Source organism: Nocardioides sp. P5_C9_2, assembly GCF_054049555.1.
Genome location: NZ_JBFUMD010000698.1, coordinates 1 through 1,390 on the forward strand (window position 1 = coordinate 1; position 1,390 = coordinate 1,390).

The 1,390-nt window shown below is 74.2% G+C and carries 1 protein-coding gene; it reads left to right on the forward strand.

Going from position 1 to position 1,390, the window contains the following annotated elements; all coding sequences use genetic code 11:
* Window positions 1-12 precede the first annotated feature (12 nt).
* Window positions 13-1,390 (forward strand): alpha/beta fold hydrolase (locus ACXJKL_RS21105; protein ID WP_457208950.1); only part of this gene is annotated, 1,378 nt, incomplete at its 3' end.

The following is a 1,390-nucleotide window of genomic DNA, read 5'->3' on the forward strand; positions in this document are numbered from 1 at the left end:
GTCGAGGACTGCGTGAGGTCGGTCCCGGATCCCGGTTCGAGCACGCCGGTGGAGATCTGCTACTCCCTCTTCAAGCCCGCGGRGGCCTCCCGACGGCACCCGGTGCCGATGATCTGGCACAGCCACGGCTGGGGCGGGTCGCGGACGACCGACCCGGCGGCCTTCGCGACCTTCCTCGACAGCCGGTACGGCGTGCTGTCCTTCGACCAGCGCGGCTTCGGGGAGTCCGGTGGTCACGCGTACGTCGAGAACCCGGCCGTCGAGGGCAAGGACGTCGCGCGGCTGATCCGGGTGATGGCCCGGCTCCCGTGGGTCCGCAAGGACGGGCCGGSCGACCCGCGCCTCGGCGCGATCGGCGGCTCCTACGGCGGCGGCTACCAGTTCCTCGCCGCCTTCACGAGCCTCGAGCGCCGAGGACGGCCGATCCTCGACGCGATGGCGCCCKAGATCACCTGGAACGACCTCAACGAGAGCCTGGCCCCCGAGGGCGTGGTCCGCACCGCCTGGGCGGCGGCCCTGTCGGCCGCCTCGTTGCCCACCGACGCGCTGCCGCCGCGCGTCTACAAGGCGCTCGGCGAGGGTGCCGCGACCGGCACCTGGCCGGACGGCTCGATCCCCGGCACGGAGGACATGCCGACCTTCTTCGCCCAGAACGGTCCGGCCTTCCACGTCGCGCAGGGCCGCCGGCTGCCGATCCCGGTGCTCTTCGGACAGGGGACGACGGACAGCCTCTTCCCGCTCGAGCAGGGCTTGGCCAACTGGCGGTCGGCCCTCACCGGCAGGGCCCGGCGGCACAGCATCTTCGTCGCCTACAACGGCGGGCACGTGCTGCCCGGCCTCCTGCCGCGCGGCATCTCGGTGACGTCCGACCCGTGCTCGGCGAAGCTGGCCGGCGGCACCTTCGAGGCGCTGAGCAAGCGCTTCTTCGACGAGCAGCTCAAGGGTCGGCGGACCGGGCTGCGGGGCTACGGCCGGCTCCACCTGGCCACCCCGGCGTCGACCTGCACGACCGTTCGCTCCCCCGCGCCCACCACGACGCTGGCCGTGGGAACCGTCACCAGCCCGACCGCGGCCGGCGCGCCCCTCGCCTACGAGATCGCACCGGGCCCCCTCCGCCTCGCCGGCACGCCCCACCTCACCGGCACCATGACGGCGCTCGGCCTCCACAGCCGAGCCTTCTACGGCCTCGCCGTGGGCACCAGCCCCGCCGACGCCACGCTGGTGCAGAACAACGTCCTGCCCGTCGACGAGGCCGCCCCGGTGCTGGGCGCGCCGCGTCGGATCGACCTGCCCTCGGTGGCCGTCGACGTGCCCGCCGGGCAGCGGCTCTACCTGCTCGTGTCGGCGCTCAGCGACACCTTCGTGGGCATGGGCAGCCGGGTGCCGGGAG